Source organism: Peribacillus sp. R9-11, from assembly GCF_031345095.1.
Lineage (GTDB): Bacteria > Bacillota > Bacilli > Bacillales > DSM-1321 > Peribacillus > Peribacillus butanolivorans.
Window position 1 is genome coordinate 53,862 of record NZ_CP133763.1, and the last position, 16,995, is coordinate 70,856.

General features: G+C 39.1%; 15 protein-coding genes. All 15 read left to right on the forward strand.

Annotation, left to right across the window (positions count from 1 at the left end; translation table 11 throughout):
* The first annotated feature begins 1 nt into the window (after position 1).
* The 15 genes from purR to RE409_RS00350 all read left to right on the forward strand — a co-directional run bounded on the left by purR (position 2) and on the right by RE409_RS00350 (position 16,995).
* Positions 2-826 carry a pur operon repressor gene (gene purR, locus RE409_RS00280; RefSeq protein WP_053349000.1) on the forward strand — a complete coding sequence of 275 codons (825 nt, stop codon included), beginning with the start codon at positions 2-4 and terminating at the stop codon, positions 824-826.
* 12 nt (positions 827-838) lie between these two features.
* Positions 839-1,213 carry a RidA family protein gene (locus tag RE409_RS00285; protein WP_053348999.1) on the forward strand — a complete coding sequence of 125 codons (375 nt, stop codon included), beginning with the start codon at positions 839-841 and terminating at the stop codon, positions 1,211-1,213.
* A 199-nt stretch (positions 1,214-1,412) separates the two neighbouring features.
* Positions 1,413-1,709 carry a septation regulator SpoVG gene (spoVG, locus tag RE409_RS00290; RefSeq protein ID WP_034316332.1) on the forward strand — a complete coding sequence of 99 codons (297 nt, stop codon included), beginning with the start codon at positions 1,413-1,415 and terminating at the stop codon, positions 1,707-1,709.
* Positions 1,710-2,396: 687 nt separating this feature from the next.
* Positions 2,397-3,770: a bifunctional UDP-N-acetylglucosamine diphosphorylase/glucosamine-1-phosphate N-acetyltransferase GlmU gene (gene glmU, locus RE409_RS00295; RefSeq protein WP_201187791.1), complete on the forward strand. Its 1,374-nt coding sequence runs from the start codon at positions 2,397-2,399 to the stop codon at positions 3,768-3,770.
* A 15-nt stretch (positions 3,771-3,785) separates the two neighbouring features.
* Complete coding sequence (locus tag RE409_RS00300) at positions 3,786-4,739, forward strand: ribose-phosphate diphosphokinase (RefSeq protein ID WP_053348997.1); 954 nt, start codon at positions 3,786-3,788, stop codon at positions 4,737-4,739.
* A 338-nt stretch (positions 4,740-5,077) separates the two neighbouring features.
* A complete protein-coding gene (locus tag RE409_RS00305) occupies positions 5,078-6,058 on the forward strand; it encodes a sulfonate ABC transporter substrate-binding protein (protein WP_201187793.1) in 981 nt (326 codons plus the stop codon).
* 13 nt (positions 6,059-6,071) lie between these two features.
* Positions 6,072-7,244: an FMNH2-dependent alkanesulfonate monooxygenase gene (gene ssuD, locus RE409_RS00310; protein WP_201222473.1), complete on the forward strand. Its 1,173-nt coding sequence runs from the start codon at positions 6,072-6,074 to the stop codon at positions 7,242-7,244.
* On the forward strand, positions 7,213-7,992 hold the full coding sequence (gene ssuC / locus RE409_RS00315; RefSeq protein ID WP_201187798.1) for an aliphatic sulfonate ABC transporter permease SsuC: 780 nt from the start codon (positions 7,213-7,215) through the stop codon (positions 7,990-7,992). Before ssuD ends, ssuC begins: the two co-directional genes overlap by 32 nt.
* 13 nt (positions 7,993-8,005) lie before the next feature.
* Entirely contained in the window at positions 8,006-8,758 is a 753-nt protein-coding gene (locus RE409_RS00320) for an ATP-binding cassette domain-containing protein (protein WP_201187800.1), read from the forward strand.
* Positions 8,759-8,937: 179 nt separating this feature from the next.
* Positions 8,938-9,576, forward strand: coding sequence for a 50S ribosomal protein L25/general stress protein Ctc (locus RE409_RS00325; protein ID WP_201222471.1), 639 nt, complete (start codon positions 8,938-8,940; stop codon positions 9,574-9,576).
* 262 nt (positions 9,577-9,838) lie between these two features.
* Positions 9,839-10,399: an aminoacyl-tRNA hydrolase gene (gene pth / locus RE409_RS00330; protein ID WP_309558361.1), complete on the forward strand. Its 561-nt coding sequence runs from the start codon at positions 9,839-9,841 to the stop codon at positions 10,397-10,399.
* A 98-nt stretch (positions 10,400-10,497) separates the two neighbouring features.
* Positions 10,498-10,728, forward strand: coding sequence for an anti-sigma-F factor Fin (locus RE409_RS00335; protein WP_056525473.1), 231 nt, complete (start codon positions 10,498-10,500; stop codon positions 10,726-10,728).
* Positions 10,729-10,898: 170 nt separating this feature from the next.
* Entirely contained in the window at positions 10,899-14,435 is a 3,537-nt protein-coding gene (gene mfd / locus RE409_RS00340) for a transcription-repair coupling factor (protein ID WP_201222469.1), read from the forward strand.
* A gap of 190 nt (positions 14,436-14,625) precedes the next feature.
* Complete coding sequence (gene spoVT / locus RE409_RS00345; RefSeq protein WP_053348988.1) at positions 14,626-15,162, forward strand: stage V sporulation protein T; 537 nt, start codon at positions 14,626-14,628, stop codon at positions 15,160-15,162.
* Between the two features lie 222 nt (positions 15,163-15,384).
* Positions 15,385-16,995 (forward strand): putative polysaccharide biosynthesis protein, encoded by a 1,611-nt coding sequence (locus RE409_RS00350; RefSeq protein ID WP_201222467.1) that lies wholly within the window; start codon positions 15,385-15,387, stop codon positions 16,993-16,995.

Genomic DNA, 16,995 nt, shown 5'->3' on the forward strand with positions numbered 1-16,995 from the left:
AATGAAATTTCGTCGCAGCGAGAGGCTAGTCGATATGACAAATTATTTATTAGAACATCCAGGGGAACTTGTTTCGCTGACCTACTTTGCTGAAAGGTATAGTTCTGCCAAATCTTCGATAAGTGAGGATTTAACAATCATTAAAGATACCTTTGAACAACGCGGTATAGGGTCTTTAACGACCGTGCCAGGTGCCGCGGGTGGAGTGAAATATATTGTTTCCATCAAGGAAGATGAAGCCAATGCCTTTATAGATGAACTATGCGATACAATCGCTAGTCCTGAAAGGCTACTTCCGGGCGGCTATCTGTATATGACCGACATATTAGGACATCCGCAAACGGTGAATAAGGTTGGCAGAATAATCGCTTCCATGTATGCTAAAAAAAATGTCTCAGTCATCATGACAATGGCAACCAAAGGGATATCATTAGCATACGCAGTGGCAAATTATTTGAATGTTCCTGTTGTCATAGTAAGAAGAAATAATAAAGTAACAGAAGGTTCTACAGTGAGTATTAACTATGTTTCTGGCTCATCAAAGAGAATTCAGACAATGGTGCTCTCAAAAAGAAGTCTGGTAGAGGGTTCGAATGTATTGATTGTTGATGATTTCATGAAAGCTGGAGGTACGATTAATGGTATGGTCAGCTTGCTGGATGAATTTAAGGCTACCGTTGCCGGAATTGCCGTGCTAGTGGAATCCGAACATACAGAAGAATGTCTCGTAGAGGACTATGTTTCATTAATTAAATTGACGCAGGTAGTTGAAAGAGATAAGAAAATAAATGTCAGTCGTGGCAATTATCTTACGAAAAAGAATTAGGGGGAATTTTTCATGAAAACGATACATACGAATGAAGCACCAGCTGCAATTGGTCCATATTCACAAGGCGTGATCGTAGATAAGTTATTTTTCAGTTCAGGTCAAATTCCTCTTACTGCTTCTGGTGAAATGGTAACAGGAGATGTTAAAGAACAAACACATCAAGTGTTTAAAAATCTTCAGGCTGTATTGAAAGAAGCAGGCGCCTCTTTAGAAACAGTCATTAAAGCTACAGTATTTATTAAAAGTATGAACGATTTCAGTTCAATTAATGAGGTATACGGGGAATATTTTTCAAGTCATAAGCCTGCACGCTCTTGTGTAGAGGTTGCACGTCTTCCTAAAGATGCACTAGTGGAAATAGAAGTGGTTGCGCTCGTTAAATAAACGGGCGTTTTTTATTTTGTCTTCTTTTAGGGGGAATTCGTCATGGGCATTTTCCCTGAAATATAAGGGGGATTTTTATTTTTTTTGAAAACTAGGCTGAATTTTCTAAAAAACTTACAGATAATAGAAGGAGTTCACGTTTTTTTGTTGAATATGTACTTTAAGTTTTAACAACAACAAAAAGGGATGGTGAGCTTAAATGGAAGTAACTGACGTAAGATTACGCCGTGTGAATACGGATGGTCGTATGAGAGCTATCGCATCAATTACACTGGATAATGAATTTGTGGTTCATGATATTCGTGTAATCGACGGAAACAATGGTTTATTTGTAGCAATGCCAAGTAAACGAACTCCAGATGGAGAATTCCGAGATATCGCACATCCAATCAATTCCTCTACACGCGGGAAAATTCAAGAAGCTGTCTTGACAGAATATCATCGATTAGGAGAACTTGAAACTGAATTAGAGGAAGCGGGAGCTGGAGCTTCTTAATCACTCTTAATTTTGAACTTTAAATTTAAAATTCGTGCATCTAGAGCCTACTTCATAAGTAGTGCTCTTTTTTATTGTTTCAAAACAGAATAGTTTTTTTACTTAACAACTTTAATCGCTTTTTGTTCCACTATTGTCTTATTTTGTATTATTTATGTTAATATCTTCAAAAATTTAAATACCCCCTCTTTTTATTTTTTAAACATTTTTGGACACACAAATTTTTTATTATTTTTAGTTAAAAGGCATTTTAACTATTTTGTAAAAATGTTAACGTAACCTGTGAAAGTCTGAATGTGAAATGACTAGGTAACTCGGATTCGGAATGGAAGTTTACAACAGTGGTTGTGCTTCTAAATGATGTTTACATAGGGCAAAATGCAATTGTAGCAATGCTTTAACATAAGGAGTGGAACGTATTAAAAAGGGTGAGGAGATATCATTTGTGTACTTCTAGCCATTAAGGGGATAATGAAAAAATCTCATTTTTGTAGGCAAATAATTAATATGTAAAGGATTTAATAAATACTAAAACATCAAAAATAAAGTTTGCGAGTAGGTAGAAAATTGAACTTTTTCTTGAATTAGCTGTTGACAATAATATGTACTTTTAATTGTTACCTTGAAATGAATCACTATTTGAGATAATATTTTTAGTGGATAAAAAGGTGAAAATGGAGGCCTGTTATGAGTAATCGCTATGCAATAATTTTGGCCGCTGGGCAAGGTACTAGGATGAAATCTAAGCTTTACAAGGTTTTACACCCTGTTTGCGGAAAACCAATGGTACAACATGTTATCGATCAAGTCAATCAACTTCAGATAGAAGATATTGTAACAGTTATCGGCCATGGAGCTGAAAAAGTTCAAGAACAGCTTGGTGATTCTTGCAAGTATGCATTACAAGAGCAGCAATTAGGCACGGCACATGCTGTAATGCAAGCGGGAGACGTTTTATCCGATAAGAGTGGAATTACCCTTGTTATTTGCGGAGATACACCGTTAATCAAAGCAGAGACGATGGAAGCGCTTATAACATTGCATGAGCAAAGTAAGGCGAAAGCAACGATTCTGACAGCATATGCGGATAATCCGGATGGCTATGGAAGAGTTCTTCGCAGTGAGAACGGCCTGGTTGAAAAGATCGTCGAGCATAAGGATGCATCAGATGAAGAAAGATATGTTAAGGAAATAAATACCGGTACATATTGTTTCGATAATCAGGCATTATTTAGCGCGCTGAAAAAAGTTTCAAATGATAATGTCCAAGGTGAATATTATTTGCCGGATGTTATTGAAATTTTAAAAGAAGAAGGCGAATCGGTGACAGCCTTTCAATCAAGTGATTTTGATGAGACATTGGGTGTAAACGACCGAGTGGCTTTATCGCAGGCTGAGCAAACTCTACGGAGTCGTATCAATGAATCACATATGAGAAATGGTGTAACGATTATCGATCCACTTACAACGTTTATTGAAGCTGATGTGAAAATTGGGCAGGATACGGTTATTTATCCTGGGTCATTGATTAAAGGGAAAAGTATTATCGGGCAGGATTGCCTGATTGGTCCTAATTCGGAGATTAGTGATTGTGAAATTGGTGATGGAACTGAAATTCACCAATCGGTTGTACACGAAAGCAGTATTGGAAGTTTAGTTAAAATCGGTCCTTTTGCACATGTTCGACCTCAATCCGATATTCAGGATTCTGTTAAAATCGGTAATTTTGTCGAAATTAAAAAAACCGTTTTTGGTAAAGGAAGCAAAGCCTCTCATTTGAGTTATATTGGGGATGCAGAGGTTGGAGAGAATGTTAATATTGGCTGCGGATCTATTACCGTGAATTATGACGGTACAAATAAACATTTGACGAAGATTGAAGACGATGTTTTTATAGGCTGTAATTCTAATCTTGTTGCACCTGTAACGATAGGAAAAGGGGCATATGTAGCTGCTGGGTCAACCATCACTCAAGATGTACCGCAGGAAGCTTTATCTGTTGCTCGTGCTCGTCAAGTAAACAAAGAAGATTATGTGAAAAAGTTAAAATTTAATAATTAACCCACGGAGGTCATCATGTCAAATCAGTATTTAGATCCTAATTTAAAAGTATTCTCTTTAAATTCAAACTTTGATTTAGCTCAAGAAATTGCTGCTGCAATCGGTGTTGAACTTGGAAAATGTAGCGTAACAAGTTTCAGTGACGGTGAAGTTCAGATTAATATTGAAGAAAGTATTCGTGGTTGTGACGTTTACGTAATCCAATCAACAAGCCAACCAGTCAATGAAAATTTAATGGAACTTTTAATTATGATCGATGCTCTAAAACGTGCTTCAGCTAAAACAATCAATATAGTAATGCCTTATTACGGTTATGCTCGACAAGACCGTAAAGCACGTGCTCGTGAACCAATTACAGCTAAACTTGTAGCGAATCTTTTAGAAACAGCTGGTGCCCATCGTGTCATCACATTGGATCTACACGCGCCACAAATCCAAGGTTTCTTTGATATTCTAATTGATCACCTTGTTGCAGTTCCAATTTTAGCTGATTTCTTCAAAGAAAAAGATCTAAGTGACATTGTCATCGTTTCTCCGGATCACGGTGGAGTAACGCGTGCCCGTAAAATGGCAGATCGCTTAAAAGCACCGATTGCTATTATCGATAAGCGTCGTCCAAGACCGAATGTGGCTGAAGTCATGAACATCATCGGTAATATTGAAGGTAAAACGGCAATCCTGATTGATGACATCATCGATACAGCAGGTACTATTACACTTGCAGCTAATGCACTTGTAGAGAATGGTGCGAAAGCAGTCTATGCTTGTTGTACACACCCAGTCCTGTCGGGCCCTGCTATCGAACGGATTCAAAATTCAACTATCAAGGAACTGGTCGTAACAAATTCGATTGTTCTATCTGAAGACAAGAAAATCGATAAAATTGTTGGGCTTTCTGTAGCTCCTTTGATTGCGGAAGCAATTATTCGTGTTCATGAAGAACAATCTGTTAGCACATTATTTGATTGATAAAAAATAAAGAAAACATGGTGGGCCTAGTGTCCGCCATGTTTTTTTATATAAAATATTTGAATTATTCCGAAAATAAATTAATTCTTAGTTGACAGGTGCGAATACTGATATTAATATGTATACATATTCAATTTATATTTTATGAATCTAAAGAAAAAACTCTCTTTCTGGTTCTGAGTAAGAAAAAAGCTCACAAATTAAATGGCCGATCGGGCTACCGAAGGCTCCTTTTCACTTACCATCTCACATTAGGCATCTTTTTGACCTATTGTACTTTTGGTGAAGAAAAGGAGCTTTTTATTTTATACAAATCAGTTTTATGAGGGGTGTATAGTATGGAAAAAAAACGCAATGTGTGGATACTGAGTATTCTTAGCATCATTATGCTGGTATTAGGAGCATGTGGGCAGGAAAAAAGCAGTACAAAGAGTGCTAACGCAAAAGAAAGTGATAAGACTATCAGAATCGGCTATCAAAAATTCGGGACATTAAATATTTTAAAATCAAAAGGAGAGCTGGAAACACGTTTAAAAGAAGTGGGTTATACCGTTAAGTGGACTGAATTTCCTGCTGGGCCTCAGCTGCTTGAGGCTTTGAATGTTGGAAGTCTTGATTTTGGGCACACAGGAGAGGCACCACCGATATTTGCACAGGCTGCTAAGGCCCCACTTGTCTATGTGGCTAATCAGCCAGCAAACCCCTCAGGAGAAGCCATAGTCGTGCAAAAGGATTCGCCTATAAAGAGTGTGGAAGATTTAAAAGGCAAGAAAGTAGGCTTGAATAAAGGGTCCAATGTTCATTATTTATTAGTTAAAGCATTAGAGGAGGCGGATCTTACTCTTGACGATATTCAGCCCGTCTACTTGCCACCGGCTGATGCGAGGGCTGCTTTTGAAGGAAATCAGATTGATGCTTGGGTAATATGGGACCCATTTCTATCTGCAGCGGAACTAGAACTTGAAACAAAAACGATTCAGGATGGAGAAGGATTAGTGGCGAATCGAGAATTCTTTTTGGCAACGGATACATTCGCAGAGAATAAAGAAGTCTTGAAAATTATTAAAGAGGAATTGAAAAAAGTAGATAAGTGGATTGAAGAAAACCCAAAGGATGTTGCAGAGTTCTTAGCTCCAGAGATTGGGATGAGTGTTGAGGCATTAGATAAAACATTAAAAAGAAAAGAATATGGACTAGAGGAAATTTCAAAAACGGCTCTGAACGACCAACAAAAAATTGCTGATACATTTTACAATCTTAAATTAATTCCAACCGAAGTAAATGTTTTCGATGCATCAATAGATGTTAAAAAAAATTAAGGGGGAAATAAAAATGAAAGTATTTTGGTTTATTCCATCACATGGAGAAAGTCGTTATTTAGGGTCAACTAAGGGTGGGAGACCTATTACACTTCCTTATTTGAAGCAAATTGCTCAGGCAGTTGACCATCTTGGGTTTGAAGGAGCATTACTTCCAACTGGACGGTCTTGTGAAGATGCCTGGGTAGTGGGATCTTCATTAATATCTGCAACGGAAAGAATGAAATTTTTAGTAGCCATTCGTCCGGGTTTAATGTCACCGACCTTGGCAGCCCGGATGGCTGCGTCCTTTGACCGGCTGTCGGGTGGTCGCCTTCTAATCAATGTAGTAACTGGAGGAGATCCTGTCGAATTGGCTGGTGATGGTGTATTTCTGAACCATACGGATCGTTATAGGTTAACAGATGAATTTTTGGATATTTGGAGAGCGGAAATGTCTGAAGAACAGGTGAATTTTGAAGGGGAGCACTTGAAGGTTGAAGGTGGGAATATTCTGTTGCCTCCGGTACAAAAACCTTACCCTCCACTATACTTTGGAGGTTCATCTGACCCGGCCATTGATATTTCAGGAAAGCATATTGATGTGTATTTAACTTGGGGTGAACCACCAGCACAAGTGGCTGAAAAAATTGAAAAAGTTCGTAAAAAGGCAGCAGAGTACGGCCGCGAAGTTCGATTTGGTATCCGTATGCATGTCATTGTAAGGGAAACAGAAGAAGAGGCTTGGCAGGCAGCAGATGAACTCATTAAATATGTAGATGATGAAATGATCGAAAATTCACAAAAGATTTTCGAGCGGTTTGATTCAGTTGGTCAGAAGAGGATGTCCCAACTTCATAACGGCAGTAGGGATTCCCTTGAAATCAGCCCTAACCTATGGGCAGGTGTAGGTCTTGTGCGTGGTGGCGCCGGTACAGCATTAGTCGGAAGCGCAGAGAACGTTGCTGCACGAATGAAAGAATATGAGGAAATTGGGGTAGAATCCTTTGTTTTATCTGGCTATCCTCATTTAGAAGAAGCATATCGAGTGGCGGAACTGTTATTCCCTATACTCCCTGTTGAACAGCTGCAAGGTCCCGTGTCAAAAGCTACGAGTCCATTTGGAGAAATATTAGCCAACAACCACTACCCTACAAAAGGAAGTGAAAATAAAAATGAAGAAAAAGTTAAACAAAAAGTTCAATAAGTTCCCTTTCATAACGTGGCTTGTACCTGTTTTTCTACTGGTAGCTTGGCAGTTGCTGTCATTGTGGGGCATTCTGTCGGAGCGGATATTACCTGCTCCGACTGAAGTTCTTAAAGCAGGCATTGCTTTATTGAAAACAGGAGAACTTATAGACTATATCGGCATCAGTGCCCAGCGTGCCTTAATCGGCTTTTTGATTGGTGGGATTATTGGTTTTGTACTTGGTATGTTAAATGGGCTTTCAACCATTGCTGAAACATTATTCGATACTTCTCTTCAGATGTTGCGAAACATCCCACATTTAGCCTTGATTCCGCTCGTAATCCTTTGGTTTGGTATTGAGGAAGAAGCGAAAATATTCCTAGTGGCCTTAGGAGTTCTATTCCCGATCTATTTAAATACGTTTCATGGTGTGAAGTCGGTCGATAAAGGTTTAATTGAAGCGGCGAAGGTTTATGGGTTAAGCGGTTTTTCTTTATTCTGGAACGTGATTCTCCCTGCAGCTTTTCCATCCATTTTAGTGGGCATCCGCTTTTCGCTTGGAATTATGTGGGTCACATTAATAGTCGCGGAAACGATATCCGCCAATTCTGGAATTGGGTATATGGCTATGAATGCCAGGGAATTCATGAGAATGGATATCGTTGTACTCAGTATTCTCTTATATGCTTTATTAGGGAAAATATCAGATGTTTTTGCCAAGGTAATAGAAAAAAGATGCTTGAAATGGCATCCATCATACCAATGAGGAGGCCTTTTATATGAAAAGTGGAAGTTCATTGGAGCTGCAGAATATTAGGAAGGATTTTGGAGGTTTTGAAGTTTTAAAGGGAATAAACCTTACTTTTAAAAAAGGGGAATTCGTAGCTATTGTCGGCAAGAGTGGATGCGGGAAAAGTACCTTACTACGTCTTGCGGCAGGCCTGGATGAACCAACGGAAGGGAAGATACTGGTGGATGGCGAGTCATTAAACGGACTGAATCGATCATCCCGCACGATGTTTCAGGATGGGAGGCTTTTCCCTTGGAAAAAAATTCTTCAAAATGTTGGTGTTGGTTTAAAAGGGGATTGGAAGCCAAAAGCTATAGAGCTACTAGAGCAGGTGGGGCTGGCAGACCGAGCATATGAATGGCCATCGGTTCTATCGGGAGGGCAGAGACAAAGGGTTGCCTTAGCTAGGGCATTGGTGAACGAACCTGACATTCTTCTATTGGATGAACCATTAGGGGCGCTGGACGCTTTGACAAGAATCGAGATGCAAAGGTTAATTGAAGAATTATGGAGAAAAAGAGACTTTACTGCCTTACTCGTTACACATGATGTGGAAGAAGCGGTTACGCTGGCTGACCGGGTCATATTAATTGAAGAGGGCAAAGTGGTTATGAATAAGGAAATTAATCTACCGAGACCACGGAAAAAGGACAATATTCTTTACTCATCCTTGGCTGGCCAAATTCTTAATAGAGTCATGCAAGTTGAGGAGCAGGTAGAAAAAAAGGCGATTCATGCATAAAGTCTGTAATTGAATGAGTGAGGAAAAAAGAATTCCATTCGATACTTTTCTTTGTTTATCATTCGTTTAAGTTCATATTAGAGCTTTCTGTCATTCCTTTCATGTTTAATACACCGCTATTTAGGGAACTGTTAATTATAGTGAACCTGTAATTAATATTTTAGGAAGGCGGAGGATGTATGAGTAATTTATTAGCTGCAAAAGAACGTACGGATTTAAAACACTCTAATTTAAGGAACTTGAGAGAAAGCGGAGAAATCCCTGCTATTGTATATGGTAATCAAAACGGCAATACGGCCATCTCAGTCAATAATATTGAACTTCAAAAAACAATGAAAGAAATAGGACGAAATGGTATTATTTCTCTTGACTTGAATGGAACTGAATTTAAAGTCATGCTCTCTGATTATCAAAAGGATCCGATAAAGAATTTCATTTATCATGCTGACTTTTTAATTGTAGATATGTCTGCTCAATTACAGGCACAAGTACGCATCAACCTTACCGGTGTCTGTAAAGGGGTGAAAGACGGTGGTGTTCTACAGCAGTCTCTTCATGAAGTAACGGTTACGGCTAAGCCTAATGATATTCCCGAATCCATTAATGTTGATGTTACTGAGCTTCAGGTCGGCGATACAATCTACATATCTGACATTCAAACAAATCAGCAAGTTACAATTAACAACGATGGTGAAGAAGTCGTTGCCTCCGTATTGGCGCCTCGTCAGGAAGAGGAAATTAGTACAGGTGAACAGCAAGATGGCGGTATTCCTGAAAATGAAGAAGGCAGGGAGACTAAGGCTTCACCAGAGTCATGATGCCGGGATTAAACAAGTAAGTCATGGTATAATAGGCGTAGCTCTTAATGAGTTACGTCTTTTCTACTTCTGTATGCGTCCGTTTACATCTGGTAAAACTATTGGGAATTGATTTCTTTAAATAGAGTTTATTTCTAATTAGTTCTCCGGTCGCTTGCAGGTAAGCTTGAAATTGAGGTACTATTTTTCTAGGGTCATTCTGATCTTAGAATTTTCGTCCACACGTAACTCCCTAAATATCGGTAATGACGGAGTGTGAATCATGAAAATTATTGTAGGGTTAGGGAACCCAGGTAAACAATATGAAAAAACACGGCATAACGTCGGTTTTGAAGTAATAGATGAGTTATCTAAAAAGTGGTCGATCTCACTCGATCAAGCCAAGCATAAGGGAATCTATGGTGTAGGAATGGTACGGGGAGAAAAGGTTTTATTACTTAAGCCGCTAACCTACATGAATTTATCAGGTGAATCGATTTCGGCTGTTATGCATTTCTTTAAGGTGGAAATAGCGGATGTGGTTATTATATATGATGACCTCGATTTACCGCCAGGAAGAATCCGTCTTCGTCAAAAAGGAAGTGCAGGCGGTCATAATGGAATAAAATCTACAATTTCTCACTTGGGTACACAAGATTTTAACCGAATTAGAATAGGTATCGGTCGCCCAATCGGCCATGTTCCAGTACCTGACTATGTATTGGGGCGTTTCTCCCAAGAAGAATGGAATCATGTAGGGGCTACGATTGTAAAAAGCGCCGCTTCTTGTGAAGCTTGGTTGGAAAAACCATTTATACAGGTCATGAACGAATATAACCAATAAGCTAAGAGTAGATATAAGTAAAGAATAAAATCTTTCGCTGAATAAATCCCCCTTACTTTTGTACATACTAACACTATTACAAAATAGGGGGTTACCAAATGGCTCTCCATTATCGTTGCCGACATTGTGGAACTAAGCTGGGTTCTATCGAGGCACACGCACTGAGTACGGAGCAGTTAGGTTTTAATCAACTTACTGATGAAGAGCGTCAAGAGATGATCGTTTATGATTCTGAGGGAGATATGCATGTGAGGGCGATATGTGAAGATTGTCATGAATCGCTGCAAAGAAACCCTGAATTATATGAAAGCGATTATATTATTCATTAGCGGGAGAGGGCTTTGGACAAAATCCAAAGCATTTTTCCGTTTGTTTTGTTTTAAAGATATGAAGATAGAGAATGAACCAGTTAATAAAGAGAGACCTTGGCTGAATATGCCGGGTTAAAAATACAAGGACTTGAAACGGTTTTCGCACGTTAAGAGAGGAGGGACAGATTGTGAATGGATTGCAAAACTTATTCTCCAAACAAGATGATGTTCATTCGTTAATAGCCGGCATTGATGAGGGACTTAAGGAACAAATAGTATCTGGTCTAACAGGTTCTTCGAGATCACTTCTGCTGGCGGCCGTATATGAAAAGACGAAGAGGCCGATTTTATTAGTAACCCATAATTTATTGCAAGCACAAAAATTCCATGAGGATTTATCCAGTTTTATCCCAGAGGATGAACTATATATTTATCCCGCCAATGAGTTAATTGCTGCTGATTTGAGTGTAGCCAGTCCTGAATTAAGAGCCCAACGTGTAGAGGCATTGAATTTTTGGACGGAGGGAAAGAAAGGGATTGTCATTGCGCCTATTCCTGGGGTTCGCCGTGTGCTTCCTCCAAAGGATATTTGGAAGAGGCATCAGCTTACATTTAAACTAGGTGAAGAAATTGAACTTGACCCAACGCTTAATAAATTTATTGCAATGGGCTATAACCGGGCGGAAATGGTTGCCTCTCCAGGAGAATTCAGCATTCGGGGCGGTATCATCGATATATATCCGATTACGGAACCTAATCCAATGCGAATTGAGTTATTTGATACAGAAATAGATTCCATTAGAACCTTTTCTACGGAAGATCAGCGATCAATTGAGAAGCTCCAAAAAGTGACAATCGGTCCGGTTAGTGAGGCCTTGCTAGAAGAAAGGCACATTGAAAGAATTATATCGAAACTCGAAAGCGGATTAAGTAAAAGTTTGAAAAAGCTTAAAGATGAAAAAACAAAGGAACAATTGGTTCAAACGATCAGCTCTGAACTTGAACAGCTGAAAATGGGGAATAAGCCCGACCAAATCTTTAAATACTTAAGTTTAGCTTATGAGGAACCAGCTAGTTTAATAGACTATTTACCTGTAAATGGCTTAGTTTTCTTAGATGAAATCAGTAGAATCCAGGAAATCAATGATTCTTTGGAAAAGGAAGAGGCAGGATGGTATACCGACCTTTTAAGTCAAGGGCAGATTATCCATGATATTAAATTGGCTCATCCCATGCATGAATTAATTATGAAATCAAACAGGCCGTTTGTGTATCTTTCATTATTTTTAAGGCATGTACCGCATACAAATCCTCAGAATATCCTGAATTTTGCCAGTAAACAAATGCAAAATTTCCACGGACAGATGAACGTGTTTAAAACTGAACTGGAACGTTGGAAAAAAGGAAAGTATACAGTCGTTATACTAGGCCAGGATGATGAACGGGTGAAAAAGCTGCATTCGGTTTTAGAGGATTATGATATTGAAGCGGCAGAGCTTTTTGATGCGAACAGTATTCTTCCGGGGAAAGTACAGATTTTACGCGGCAGCCTTAACAGTGGCTTTGAATTACCTATGCAAAAATTTAGTATTATTACGGAAACGGAATTATTTAATAAGAAATCTAAAAAATCAATTCGCAGGCAGAAACTATCGAATGCGGAACGAATAAAGAGTTATTCCGAACTGAAAATCGGTGACCATGTCGTTCATGTTAACCATGGTATCGGGAAATATTTGGGGATTGAAACGCTAACCATCAATGGAGTTCATAAGGATTATCTACATATCCGGTATCAGGCGGATGACAAGCTGTATGTACCAGTTGACCAAATTGATCTTGTCCAAAAATATGTCGGTTCCGAAGGCAAGGAGCCGAAGCTTTACAAATTAGGCGGGACGGAATGGAAACGTGTTAAAAGCAAGGTTCAATCATCTGTTGAGAATATTGCGGATGATTTAATCAAGCTGTATGCAGAAAGGGAAGCGGCAAAGGGTTATGCCTTTTCACCTGATGGGGATATGCAGAGGGAATTTGAAACATCATTCGCCTATAACGAAACAGAAGATCAACTGCGTTCTATTGTAGAGATTAAAAAAGATATGGAACGTGAAAGGCCAATGGATCGTTTATTATGTGGTGATGTTGGTTATGGGAAGACAGAGGTAGCTATTCGCGCTGCTTTTAAAGCTATTATGGATGGCAAGCAGGTTGCTTTTCTCGTTCCAACCACTATCCTTGCCCAACAGCATTTTGAAACATTGAGAGAGCGTTTTCAGGACTATCCTATTTCGATTGGGCTTATGAGTCGTTTTCGGACGAAAAAGCAGCAAACGGAAACGATAAAGGGATTAAAAGCTGGAACGGTGGATATCGTTGTGGGTACGCACAGAATTTTATCCAAAGATATTGTGTATCGAGACTTAGGCTTGCTTATTATTGATGAAGAGCAGCGGTTTGGCGTAACGCATAAGGAAAAAATCAAACGCTTAAAAACCAATGTCGATGTATTGACTTTGACAGCGACGCCAATTCCAAGGACTCTCCATATGTCCATGCTTGGCGTGCGGGATTTGTCTGTCATCGAAACACCTCCAGAGAACCGTTTCCCAATCCAAACGTATGTAATGGAGTATAATGGCTCGCTGGTAACAGAAGCAATTGAGCGAGAATTGGCAAGGGATGGTCAGGTTTATTTTCTCTATAATCGGGTAGAAGATATAGCAAGAAAAGCAGAAGAAATTTCCATGTTGGTGCCAGATGCCCGCGTCACATATGCACATGGGCAAATGTCTGAGCAGGAACTAGAAGCTGTTATGTTTGGATTTTTAGAAGGCGAATACGATGTTTTAGTAAGTACAACTATTATAGAGACCGGTGTGGATATTCCAAATGTCAATACACTTATTGTGAATGAAGCAGATAGAATGGGACTTTCCCAACTTTATCAGCTGCGTGGTCGTGTTGGGCGATCCAATCGGGTAGCATATGCATTCTTTACTTACAGAAAAGATAAAGTTTTGACGGAAGTAGCAGAAAAACGTCTCCAATCCATTAAGGAATTTACAGAATTGGGATCAGGGTTCAAAATTGCGATGCGTGATTTATCCATCAGGGGAGCTGGGAATATACTAGGTGCTCAACAACATGGCTTCATCGATTCAGTCGGTTTTGATTTGTACTCTCAAATGCTGAAAGAAGCTGTAGAGGCGAAACGTAATGATCAACCAGTTGAAGAAAAGTCTTCACTTGAAATTGACGTTGAAGTAGATGCGTATATCCCTGATGCCTACATAGCGGATGGACATCAGAAAATCGAAATGTATAAAAGATTCAGAGGCATTACTTCTCTAGAAGAAGTGGAAGAATTACAAGATGAAATGCTCGATCGATTCGGTGAATATCCTGATGAAGTCGCCTATTTATTTCTAATTGCTGAAATGAAGGTGTATGCTGAAAAAGCTGGAATTGAAAGCATTAAGCAATTGAAGCAGGAAATCAGCATTCTTCTCAGGGAAAAAGTAAGTAGCGGCGTAGATGGACAAAAGGTATTTGAGCTAGGATCAAAGTACGGCCGTATGGTTGGCTTTGGTATGGATGGCAATCGAATGAAGCTTGTTTTACACATTAAAGGTGTAGAACAAAGCAAGTGGTTAGACATCCTCTTTGAGATGGCTAAAGGCTTACAACATGTAAAAAAAGAAATTCAAGCAACAAAAAATTAAAGAAAATGATTGTCTTTTTGAAGTTGTCTGTTTTTAAGATGTTATGGTAAAAAGGTGTATCAAAAAGAAAAATTTTTTCAAAGTGCATAGAACTTACCATTAGAAAAATACTAAGTACAATAGCTGGTGTTGATTTTGCTACGAAAAGAGGATTTATCAAATCAATTAGAGGAAAGTGAGGCAACATTAGATGAAAGCAACTGGTATCGTTCGCCGAATTGATGATTTAGGAAGAGTTGTCATCCCGAAAGAAATTCGAAGGACTCTCCGCATTCGTGAAGGTGATCCATTAGAGATTTTTGTGGACAGAGATGGAGAAGTCATCTTAAAGAAATACTCTCCTATTAGTGAATTAGGCGATTTTGCAAGAGAATATGCAGAAGCACTTTATGATAGCCTTGGAAACCCAGTTATGATCTGTGACCGGGATACTTACATTGCAGTGGCAGGTGGATCTAAAAAAGAATACTTAAATAAAAGTGTTAGTGAACTAGTAGAAAAAATTATGGAAGAAAGAAATCCCGTTCTGGAATCTCCAAATGGACAGATTTCCTTCGTGGATTCGAATGATGAAGAGATTCAATCATATACAGCAGCTCCGATCATTGCGAGTGGTGACCCGATTGGTGCCGTCTTGATTTTCTCTAAAGAAGGAACATTAGGTGAAGTGGAACAGAAATCGGTTGAAACAGCAGCAAGTTTCCTAGCTAGACAAATGGAACAATAGGTTAGGACATGCCATTATATTTTTGGATGTAAAAAGGGCAGCAATCGCTGTCCTTTTTGTCTTTTAATAAAGACAAAAAAATATAGAGGAACATTTAAAGCGGGGAGGCCCAAGCCTCTTTGTGGAAATTGGAAAATCATTAACAGTATGGATAACCTATGAAAAACAACCACTCAATTATGCTATAATTACTACCACATATGAGTGAAAAGGGGAAAAAAAATGGCTGCAAAGCCTTACAAAACTTCAAAAGAACTTTTCAGGGGTGCGTTAATCCTAAGTGCAGCCGCGATTATCGTAAAGATTTTGAGTGCGGCCTATCGCATTCCTTATCAAAACATAGCTGGAGATATCGGGTTTTATATCTATCAGCAGGTATATCCGTTTTATGGGGTTGCTTTAACGCTCTCTACACTAGGCTTCCCGGTTGTCATATCTAAACTAATTGCAGAACGGGAGTCTTCTAAAAATAGTTTTGCGGTTAAAGATATTTTATTGACCTCGTTTGTCGTCTTATGTTCGTTAGGGATTATCATGTTTATTGCACTGTTCCTAGGGGCAGAATGGATTGCCGGGATGATGAAAGATCCTCAACTATCAGGTCTGCTGAGAATCATTGCTTTTTCCTATTTATTAATGCCGTTTTCTTCTGTTTTAAGGGGCTACTTCCAAGGAATAAACGACATGATTCCTACAGCAAGTTCGCAGGTCGCTGAACAATGTATCCGGGTTTTAACAATACTGGTGTTGTCTACTCTATTGGTGTATTGGGATTACTCTGATTATGATGTCGGTAAGGGAGCAGTCTTTGGTTCGATTACGGGTGGCATAACAGGACTGGTACTGCTTTTTGTTTTCGTTTTCTTAAGAGAAGAATGGAAGCTTTTTTCCCAAATGAAAATCAAACCGTCAATTTTCATCAGGATTTCCAAAGCTTTGATCTTCCAAGGTTTGGCTTTTTGCATCACGGGCCTTATTCTAATCTTGTTTCAGTTCGTTGATTCACTGCACCTGTATTCTCTATTAAGGGAAACGGGGATGGGAGAAATAGAAGCAAAAGAATGGAAAGGGGTTTATGACCGTGGACAGCCCTTACTACAGCTAGGGACAGTCGTGGCGAACTCTTTTGCATTGGCACTTGTACCAGTTATTGCTGGATTCGTTCAGAGGAGAAATAAACAGGAATTGCTTAATAAGATAAAATTAGCACTGCGTGTAAGTGCGACTATTGGAATGGCGGCCGCTATCGGGTTGGTAGTAACAATGAAACCGGTCAATTATATGCTGTTTACTGACGATAAGGGGACAATTACTTTAGCAATTTTCTCCTTATCGATATTATTTACATCGCTCATTATGGCGAAAGCGGCAGTTATTCAAAGTTTAGGGTATTCGATTGCCCCGGTGATCATTACGATTGTAGGGGTGTGCAGCAAATGGACGTTGAACCTTGTTCTTGTGCCCCGTTACAAAATTGCAGGGGCAGCCTCAGCAACAGTACTTGCCTTTATAATTATGACTGTATTGTTTTATATAGTATTGAAAGTACATATAAAAAAACCTTTAATTGAAAAGAAGCAGCTGTTTATAATTTTAAAGAGTACGGTCTACATGGGTACATCAGTTCTGTTATTCAACACCGTATTTCAGGTGGTGTTGCCAGATGAAAGCCGACTGTTAGCTACAATTCAGGCATTGATTGGTGTGGGAATTGGTGCAGTTGTTTTTGTTATGGCAGTCATTCGGGCAGGTTTATTTAGTCAGGAAGAACTCTCCTTTATACCTGTAGGGTCAAAGCTTAAACGATTTATCATAACGAATAGGAGTAAATGA

Coding starts and splice junctions, on each gene's coding strand:
- RE409_RS00320 (WP_201187800.1), top strand. CDS start 8,006: ATGAAAAGTGGAAGTTCATTGGAGCTGCAGAATATTAGGAAGGATTTT.
- RE409_RS00300 (WP_053348997.1), top strand. CDS start 3,786: ATGTCAAATCAGTATTTAGATCCTAATTTAAAAGTATTCTCTTTAAAT.
- ssuC (WP_201187798.1), top strand. CDS start 7,213: ATGAAGAAAAAGTTAAACAAAAAGTTCAATAAGTTCCCTTTCATAACG.
- glmU (WP_201187791.1), top strand. CDS start 2,397: ATGAGTAATCGCTATGCAATAATTTTGGCCGCTGGGCAAGGTACTAGG.
- spoVG (WP_034316332.1), top strand. CDS start 1,413: ATGGAAGTAACTGACGTAAGATTACGCCGTGTGAATACGGATGGTCGT.
- ssuD (WP_201222473.1), top strand. CDS start 6,072: ATGAAAGTATTTTGGTTTATTCCATCACATGGAGAAAGTCGTTATTTA.
- RE409_RS00350 (WP_201222467.1), top strand. CDS start 15,385: ATGGCTGCAAAGCCTTACAAAACTTCAAAAGAACTTTTCAGGGGTGCG.
- RE409_RS00325 (WP_201222471.1), top strand. CDS start 8,938: ATGAGTAATTTATTAGCTGCAAAAGAACGTACGGATTTAAAACACTCT.
- purR (WP_053349000.1), top strand. CDS start 2: ATGAAATTTCGTCGCAGCGAGAGGCTAGTCGATATGACAAATTATTTA.
- spoVT (WP_053348988.1), top strand. CDS start 14,626: ATGAAAGCAACTGGTATCGTTCGCCGAATTGATGATTTAGGAAGAGTT.
- RE409_RS00305 (WP_201187793.1), top strand. CDS start 5,078: ATGGAAAAAAAACGCAATGTGTGGATACTGAGTATTCTTAGCATCATT.
- pth (WP_309558361.1), top strand. CDS start 9,839: ATGAAAATTATTGTAGGGTTAGGGAACCCAGGTAAACAATATGAAAAA.
- RE409_RS00285 (WP_053348999.1), top strand. CDS start 839: ATGAAAACGATACATACGAATGAAGCACCAGCTGCAATTGGTCCATAT.
- RE409_RS00335 (WP_056525473.1), top strand. CDS start 10,498: ATGGCTCTCCATTATCGTTGCCGACATTGTGGAACTAAGCTGGGTTCT.